7 protein-coding genes are annotated in these 8,679 nt (G+C 32.0%); all 7 read right to left on the bottom strand.

The window, feature by feature from the left end; genetic code table 11:
• Positions 1-141: 141 nt before the first annotated feature.
• From Q0352_RS06515 to hydG, 7 genes are read right to left on the bottom strand one after another with little or no spacing between them, the layout of a single operon-like run.
• Entirely contained in the window at positions 142-615 is a 474-nt protein-coding gene (locus Q0352_RS06515) for an NAD(P)H-dependent oxidoreductase subunit E (RefSeq protein WP_299525430.1), read from the bottom strand.
• A gap of 30 nt (positions 616-645) precedes the next feature.
• Positions 646-2,421 (bottom strand): NADH-dependent [FeFe] hydrogenase, group A6, encoded by a 1,776-nt coding sequence (locus tag Q0352_RS06510; protein WP_299525427.1) that lies wholly within the window; start codon positions 2,419-2,421, stop codon positions 646-648.
• Positions 2,422-2,441: 20 nt separating this feature from the next.
• Entirely contained in the window at positions 2,442-4,214 is a 1,773-nt protein-coding gene (locus tag Q0352_RS06505; protein WP_299525424.1) for an NADH-ubiquinone oxidoreductase-F iron-sulfur binding region domain-containing protein, read from the bottom strand.
• A gap of 30 nt (positions 4,215-4,244) precedes the next feature.
• Positions 4,245-4,637, bottom strand: a complete 393-nt coding sequence (locus Q0352_RS06500; RefSeq protein ID WP_299525422.1) for a (2Fe-2S) ferredoxin domain-containing protein — start codon at positions 4,635-4,637, stop codon at positions 4,245-4,247.
• 13 nt (positions 4,638-4,650) lie between these two features.
• Entirely contained in the window at positions 4,651-5,736 is a 1,086-nt protein-coding gene (hydE, locus tag Q0352_RS06495; protein ID WP_299525420.1) for a [FeFe] hydrogenase H-cluster radical SAM maturase HydE, read from the bottom strand.
• 11 nt (positions 5,737-5,747) lie between these two features.
• A complete protein-coding gene (hydF, locus tag Q0352_RS06490; protein WP_299525417.1) occupies positions 5,748-6,962 on the bottom strand; it encodes a [FeFe] hydrogenase H-cluster maturation GTPase HydF in 1,215 nt (404 codons plus the stop codon).
• Positions 6,963-6,968: 6 nt separating this feature from the next.
• Complete coding sequence (gene hydG, locus Q0352_RS06485) at positions 6,969-8,396, bottom strand: [FeFe] hydrogenase H-cluster radical SAM maturase HydG (protein WP_299525414.1); 1,428 nt, start codon at positions 8,394-8,396, stop codon at positions 6,969-6,971.
• Positions 8,397-8,679: the final 283 nt, after the last annotated feature.

The raw sequence follows: 8,679 nt of genomic DNA, 5'->3' as shown, positions 1-8,679 counted from the left end.
GCTCGTCGGGCTCATAACCCGAAGGTCGCTGGTTCGAGTCCAGTCCCCGCTACTAGTAAAACCTTCAACTTAATCCGTTGAAGGTTTTTTTATTACATCAAATCAGAAATAACTCCTGAAACTGAATTTTATTATAAAATATTATTGTTGATACTCATTTAATATTCTTTGAACACCATCTAAGGTTACTCGTCCAAAAACTTTTTCACCAACCAAAACTACGGGTGCCAGTCCGCATGCTCCAACACATCTTAAACTGCTTAAAGAGAATTTGCCATCTCTTGTGGTTTCACCAATTTTAATATTTAAAATTGATTTAAATTCGTTCAACACCTTTTCTGCTCCTCTCACATAACAAGCCGTACCTGTACAAATATTTATAGGATGCTCTCCTTTTGGAGTCATTGTAAAAAATGAATAAAAAGAAACTACACCATAAACGTGCGCTAAAGAGGTGTTAAGGTCTTCAGCAACAATTTGTTGCACTTCTTCAGGTAAGTAACCAAATGTGTTTTGAGTTTTATGCAATACATTAATTAGTTCCCTTTTATCATTATTAAATTCGTTACAAATTGTATGTATCTTGTTAACATTATTTTCGCAAATTGTCATCATTGTTAATACTTTTAAATTCGTATTTAATTATTATTCTTCTGTAATTTTAACGTGATTGCTCTTGTCAAAATAATGTGTATGCAATAGTTCATGAGACTTTTTACTCATAGGGCTTCCTAAAAATTCAGCATACAGTTTTTTAATTGAAGGGTTTTCGTGCGATTTTCTAATGATATTCGCTTTATCAGCAGTGTACAATGCTTTTTGTCTTGCTAATAAAATATTAGAATCTCCGTGATGCAATGGCTGGCCTCCACCACCAATGCAACCTCCTGGACAAGCCATAATTTCTATTGCATGATATTGTGATTTACCAGCTCTTATTTCTTCCAACAATTTTCTAGCATTTCCCAATCCATGAGCAATTCCAATTTTAATTGGAATTCCATTAAAATCTATGGTTGATTCTCTTATCCATTCCATACCTCTTAATTGTTGAAAATCTACCTTATGTAATTTTTGTTTTGTAAATATTTCATAAGCAGTTCTAACAGCAGCTTCAATAACACCACCTGTTGTTCCAAAAATTACTCCCGCACCTGTAGATTCTCCCATAGGATGATCAAAATCGGCATGCTCTAAACTCTTGAAATCTATCCCAGCTTGTTTAATTAAACGAGCCAGTTCTCTTGTGGAAAGTACAAAATCAACATCTGGATTTCCATTAGTTTTAAATTCATCTCTACTACTTTCGTATTTTTTTGCTAAACAAGGCATAATAGAAACTACCACCATATCCTCACGTTTTACGCCTAATTTATCTGCCAAATATGTTTTTGCTATAGCACCAAACATTTGCTGAGGAGATCTTGCAGTTGATGGAATATCTTTCATGTCTGGGAATTGGTGTTCAAAGAAACTAACCCAACCTGGGCAACAAGAAGTTAGTAATGGTAATTTTACAGTTTTATCTCCATTTAAATGTCTTGTTAATCTATCCAATAATTCAGCACTTTCTTCCATAATGGTAAGATCGGCAGCAAAATCAGTATCAAAAACATGGTCAAATCCTAAATCTTTTAGTGCTGCTGTCATTTTACCAGTAACCAAGGTTCCTGGCTCATAACCAAACTCTTCCCCTAAAGCAGCTCTAACAGCAGGTGCCGTTTGAACCACAACAGTTTTAGAAGGATCTGCAAGATGTCTAATAACAGTTTTGGTATGGTCTATTTCAGTTAATGCTGCGGTTGGACAAACGGCTACGCATTGCCCACAATAGGTACATACACTTTCTTCTAAATTCATTTGAAATGCAGGTGCTACTACCGACATAAACCCTCTATTTATCGCTGAAAGTGCTCCCACGGTTTGAATATCATTGCACATGGTTAAACATCTTCTGCAACTTATACATTTGTCCATATCTCTTCTAATAGCTGGAGATCGGTCTTTAATATAAGTAGATTTTTCACCTTTATAATGGTAATGTCTAATTCCCATTTCTTGCGCCATACTTTGTAAATCGCAGTCGCCGTTTTTAGCACAAATTAAACAATCTGAAGGGTGGTCACTTAAAATTAATTCTAGTACGGTTTTTCTACTATTTAAAACTCGAATCGTTTGATTTTTTATTACCATTCCTTGAGTACATTCAGTTGCACAAGCTGGCACTAAATTTTTTCGACCTTCAACTTCAACAACACAAATTCTACAACCTGTTGGTTTATGTGTTGTGTTTAAATCGTGTAAATGCATATAACATAATGTAGGAATTTTTACACCTACACTTTTTGCAGCGTCTAGAATGCTTGTCCCTTTTGGAACTTGAAAATTTTTATTATCTATTTTTATATTAATCGTATCCATAATACGTTCTTTTTTTTAATTTATTTTAAGTAAATAGCATCAAACTTACATTTCTCCATACAGATTCCACATTTAATACAGATTTCACGATTAATAATGTGTAATTTCTTTTTCTCTCCAAAAATGGCATTTACAGGACAATTTCTTGCACAAACCAAACATCCAATACAGTTTTCTTTGTCAATATAATATTTCAAGAATGAGGTACATTGACCACTTGGACATTTATGGTCTACCACATGCGCATGATACTCATCATAGAAATTTACCATAGTAGAAAGAATAGGGTTGGGAGATGTTTGGCCCAAGCCACACAGTGAAGTATCTTTTATAACAACACCTAAATTACGCATTAAATCTAGGTCTTCTAAAGTTCCATTGTCATCACATATTTTGGTAAGCATTTCGTGTAATCGTTTGTTTCCAATTCTACAAGGCGCGCATTTTCCACACGATTCTTCAACTGTAAACTCTAGATAAAATTTAGCCATAGCAACCATACAATCATCTTCATCCATTACAATCATTCCACCAGATCCCATCATAGAACCAGCTGCTGTAAGCGAATCAAAGTCAATAGGAAAGTCTAAATGTTTTTCGGTTAGACAACCTCCTGATGGTCCTCCAGTTTGTACTGCTTTAAATTTTTTTCCATCTACAATTCCGCCTCCAATATCGTAAATTACTTCCCTTAAAGTTGTTCCCATTGGAACTTCAATTAAACCAACGTTATTAATTTTTCCAGCTAGGGCAAAAACTTTTGTTCCTTTTGATTTTTCTGTCCCAATACTGGAATACCAAGCTGCACCTTTATTGATTATTGCAGGAATACTAGCGAAAGTTTCTACGTTATTAACGTTCGTAGGTTTTTCTAAATAACCTGATACACTTGGGTAAGGTGGTTTTAAAGTAGGTTCACCTCTCAGACCTTCCATAGAATGAATTAAAGCGGTTTCTTCTCCACAAACAAATGCACCAGCTCCATATTTAATATCAATAGTGAATTCAAAATTGGTTCCAAATATATTTTTACCTAATAAACCATAATCTTTTGCTTGCTCTAAAGCAATTTTTAACCTTTTAATTGCTAAAGGGTATTCTGCTCTGATATATACAATTCCTTTATTTGCTCCAATACAATAACCACAAATAGCCATTGCTTCAATTATAGAATGAGGATCTCCTTCTAAAATGGATCTATCCATAAATGCTCCTGGATCTCCTTCATCGGCATTGCAAACCACATATTTTTGATCTGAAATACTTTTACTGGTTATTTCCCATTTTATACCTGTTGGAAAACCTCCTCCACCTCTTCCTCTTAATCCACTTTTAATAATTTCCTGTGTAGCTGCTTCGGGAGTAAATTCTGTTAAACACTTTGCTAAAGCATCATAACCATCGTTTTCGATATAGTCTTTAATTTCTTCTGGGTCAATAAAACCACAATTACGCAATGCAATTCTGTATTGTTTTTTATTGGTTCCACTAAATTTATTTTTATCATTATACACAAGTCTTTCAACAATTCTATTGTTTAACAAATGTTCTATAATGATATCATCAATGTCATCTTTAGTGATAGTTGAATATTCAACATTATCAGGATAAACGATCATATTAGGTCCAATAGTACATTTGTTGAAACAAACAGATTGAACCGCTTGAATTTCGTGTTCTAGATTGTAATCTTTTAATTTAGTATTTATAAAATCTACTAAATCGAAATTGGATGCATCTTGGCAAGATTTACCACTGCATACAAGCAAATTTTTTCTAAACTTAATACTCATTTTCGTGCTATTTTGAGTTTGATAAAAAATTTATTTGGCTAATTCGTAATTTATTGGAATAATTCCATCTACCAATTCTCCTTTTTTGATGAATTTTTCTATAATTTCATCCGCTTTCTTTAAATCTACATAACCAAAAACCATTGGATTTTCATTAGGTAATGTGATTTCTAATGTAGGTTCTGCATAACAATATCCCATGCATCCCGTTTGTTTTACATTAGCTATAATATTTCTTTTAGGTAATTCTTCAATTAAAAAATTCATTACAGTTTTTGCACCTGAAGCTATACCGCAAGTAGCCATTGCTACATTGATTTTAATAATTTCCATATTATCATTATTAGCTACAGCTTTTTGATTTTTTTCTTGAATTGAAGCTCTGATTTTCTTCAAATCATCTACGGATTTAATTTGTGCCATAGTTTCTATTTATTTAAAGTTGTTTTTGTTTTGTAAAATGTTTAGAATCTCCCCATTCGTTATAACCAACAGTGCTACCAATCATACTCATTCTAACATCTATGCACGTATTACAATCAATTGGATTTTCATCTGTACACGGCTTGTCTTCGTATAATTTGTAATTGTTTCTAAAACTTCCTGGTGTAATATTGGGCATCAAAATATTGGCGCCATATTTAATTGCTTTTTCTCTTCCCAATGGGTCAATAGCTTGTAATGCTGTAGTAGCGGCTATATTGATGTCTTTCATTAAGATTCTTAATGATGCTACCATTTTAAAAGCTAAAGCCAATCGTTCTTGTCTAGTTTTAAAAAGGTTTTCAGCTCCAAATAAAGGTGTGTCAGCATGTTCAATATAAGGTCCCATACCTAACATATCTACGTCTATTGCTTTTAAGAACAATATATCATCGGCTAAATTTTCTATGGTTTGATGAGGTAATCCTATCATAACACCAGTTCCCAATTGAAAACCTGCTTTTCTAATAGTTTGTAATGATTCTAAGCGATTTTCAAAACTATGTAATGTATTATTTGGATGAATCTTTGTATAAAGCTCTTTATTAGAAGATTCAATTCTTAACAAATAGCGATGTGCGCCTGCATTAAACCATTCTTTGTAGGTTTCGAGTGTTTGCTCTCCTAAAGATAATGTAATGCCTAATGTTCCATTTCCAATTTTATGTATTTCTTTAAGAAGTGAAGTTATTTTTGAAATGAAAGCTTTGTCACTTCGTTCACCTGCCTGGATAACAATGCTACCGTATTTATTTTCTAAAGCATAAATAGCAGATTCTAAAACTTCTTTATCTGAAATGTTATAACGGTCTTGCTTTTTATTTGATTTTCTAATTCCGCAATAAAAACAATCTTTCACACACACATTAGAATATTCAATTAAACCTCTTAAATGAACTTTGTTACCGATTTGCTCATCGGTAATTTCTCTGGATTTTTTAAACAATAAGGTTTTATCATCACCTTCAGCATTAAGCATAGCAATGATGTCTTGTTTATTAAGTGATTCTTTAGATAATATGTCTTTAAAATTACTCAATGACTTTTATTTTAAGTTTCAATATTTATTAAAAAAGGTTGAACGGCTCTCTCTAAAATTCCATTCATAAAAGCAATTGCGAGTCCGTAATTTGTCACAGGAATTTGAGCATCCAAAGCTGGTTTTAATCGGTTTAAAAGTTGTTTTTTAGTTATCATACAACCGCCGCATTGAATTATTAATTGATAATCTGTTATTGGTTTTTGAATTTCAGATAAACCCGCTGCTATATCAAATTCTATTTCTTTTCTGCTAAATTTTTTTATCCAATTGGGTAGTTTAAATCTTCCAATATCTTCACAACTAACTTGGTGTACACACGATTCTAACATTAAAACTCTGTCGCCATTTTTTAAAGATGAAAGTTTTTGAGCTCCTTTAACATATTCTTCAAGAGGGCCACGATTATATGCAAAAAGAACGCTGAATCCAGTTAAAGGAATGTCTTTAGGAATGACTTTATTCACATAATTAAAAGCTTGACTATCTGTAATTACCAAATCTGGTTTTAGGTTCGATTTTTGAAAGAACGCTTCAACTTCAGTTTCTTTGAGTACAATATTAACTGCATTATTGTCTAAAACATCACGAATTGCCATTGCTTGAGGTAAAATCATTCTACCATCAGGAGCTTCAGAATCTATAGGTGTAATTAGCATTACAATAGCATCTTTTTTGATAATATTACCTAATAAACTTGTTTTTTGATAGACCGTTTGTGGAATCGTATTTTTTAGCAGTTCTATAACTTCTGCAATATTTTTAGAATTTTTAACACTGCAAACTTCAATAGGTGCATTAGTTAATTGCTTAACTTGATTTAAAATAGTATGCGTTAATTCTTCTTCATCTTCTTTATTATGAATAATTATATAGTCAATGTCAAGCTTTTGAAATTCCGCAATTAGTTGTTGTTCAAATTCACCAAAAGTATTTTTACTTATTACTAAAATAGCTGCATCTATATGGTTGATGGTTTCCAGTGTTTTGGCAATCCTTTTTGTTCCAATTTCACCTGTATCATCAATTCCAGCCGTATCAATTAGTATTGCAGGGCCAATACCAAAAATTTCCATAGATTTTTTTACAGGATCGGTTGTAGTGCCTGGTAATTCTGAAACAATAGCAACTTCAATACCTGTTAAAGCATTGATGAAGGAACTTTTACCAACGTTTCTTCGTCCATAAATTCCAATGTGAGGTTTGCTATTTTTACCTTTGTTCATTTCATTTTAATAGATTAAATCACGTTCTCCAATTTTTACTCGTTCAATCCTATCAATCAATGATTTTTTTAATTTTTCATTGGTCATTTCATCCAAATTCTTATCAATCAGTTTCCATCCTTTTTCTGCAGTTTTATCATCAGCATAATCAACCAAGTATTCAGCCAATGTAATTATGGCGTTTGGTGTGCAAAATTTTTTAATGAAGCCAGGAACTGAAAACTCCATAAAATGTTGCCCTGTTCTTCCAACTCGATAGCACGCAGTACAAAACGAAGGAATTTGTTCTTTATCAATCAATTCATTTATGATTTCATTTAAGCTACGCTCATCACTTACTTTAAACTGACCTTTATTTAGGTTTTGCTCACTGTTTTTTACTTTAGCATAGGAGCCAATTTCAATTTTTGTTCCACCATCTATTTGAGAAACTCCATATTGCATAATTTCATCACGTAATTCTGCAGGTTCTCTAGCTGTTAAAATCATACCCGTATAAGGAACTGCTAAACGAAGAATGGCAATTAATTTTGTAAAATCATCATCCGAAACAAAATACTTTGATCCAACTTCTAAACTAGATGCATCTTTAATTCTAGGAAATGAAATGGTATGTGGGCCTACATTGTAACAAGCTTCTAAATGGTTTGTGTGACGAACCAATGCCATTACCTCGTAGCGCCAATCGTATAAACCAAATAATACCCCAATACCAACATCATCTAATCCAGCTTCTTGAGCTCTGTCTAAGGAAGTTAACCGATTGTTAAAATCGGCTTTTTTCCCTCCTAAATGATACATTTTATAAGCTTCTGGATGGTATGTTTCTTGAAAAATTTGAAAAGTCCCAATTCCAGCATCTTTTACAGTTTTAAAACCTTCGATATCCATTGGAGCGGCATTGATATTTACTCTGCGAATCTCTCCATTTCCTTTTTTTACACTGTATGCTAATTTTACGTTTTGTGCAATATATTCAGGGCTGTAATCTTTGTGTTCTCCGTAAACCAACACCAATCTTTTCTGACCACTTTCTTGAAGTGCTTCAATTTCATTGATAATTTCTTGGTCATTAAGAGTTTTTCTTACGGCTTCTTTATTGGTTGCTCTAAAACCGCAATACGAACAATTATTCTGGCATTTATTTCCAATATAAAGCGGTGCGAAAAGTACAATTCTGTTTCCGTAAATAGTTTTTTTAAGAGTTTTTGCTCCTGCTTTTATTAAATCGATAGATTTTTTATCTGTTGCATTAATTAAAACTGCAACTTCAGAAAGATTTAAACGTTGTTTTGATAAGGATTTTGCAATAATTTCCTCAACTGTTTTTGTAGATGATTCAGTAGTATTTATGTAATTCCAAATTTCCTTTTCATCAATAAAAGGCTTCATTGAAACATCTTGAAGAGTATATTTTTGAGGATGAAATTTCATAAACCAAAAATTTATCAAATTATCATTTTAATATTTTTTACAGTTATTTAAGTTGTAATTTATTAATTTAATAATTTATTGTTCTTTTACTGAATAAATTTACAATTTATTTGATTTTTCAAATATGATAAATGTCAAGTTATAAATTCAGTGTGGTTTAATTTTTTTTGGAAAATGAAAACTTTTATAGATAGTTTAATTAGAAAACGTTTTAGCTTGGTAACAATCCTATCATTTTGCCAAAAAAGTGATAAAAATTCAATATAGTAATTTTAATAAATAT

It is taken from the genome of uncultured Lutibacter sp. (assembly GCF_937891065.1).
Classification (GTDB): domain Bacteria; phylum Bacteroidota; class Bacteroidia; order Flavobacteriales; family Flavobacteriaceae; genus Lutibacter.
The sequence above is the reverse complement of the archived record's forward strand: the minus strand, read 5'-3'. Positions and strand labels throughout refer to the sequence as shown.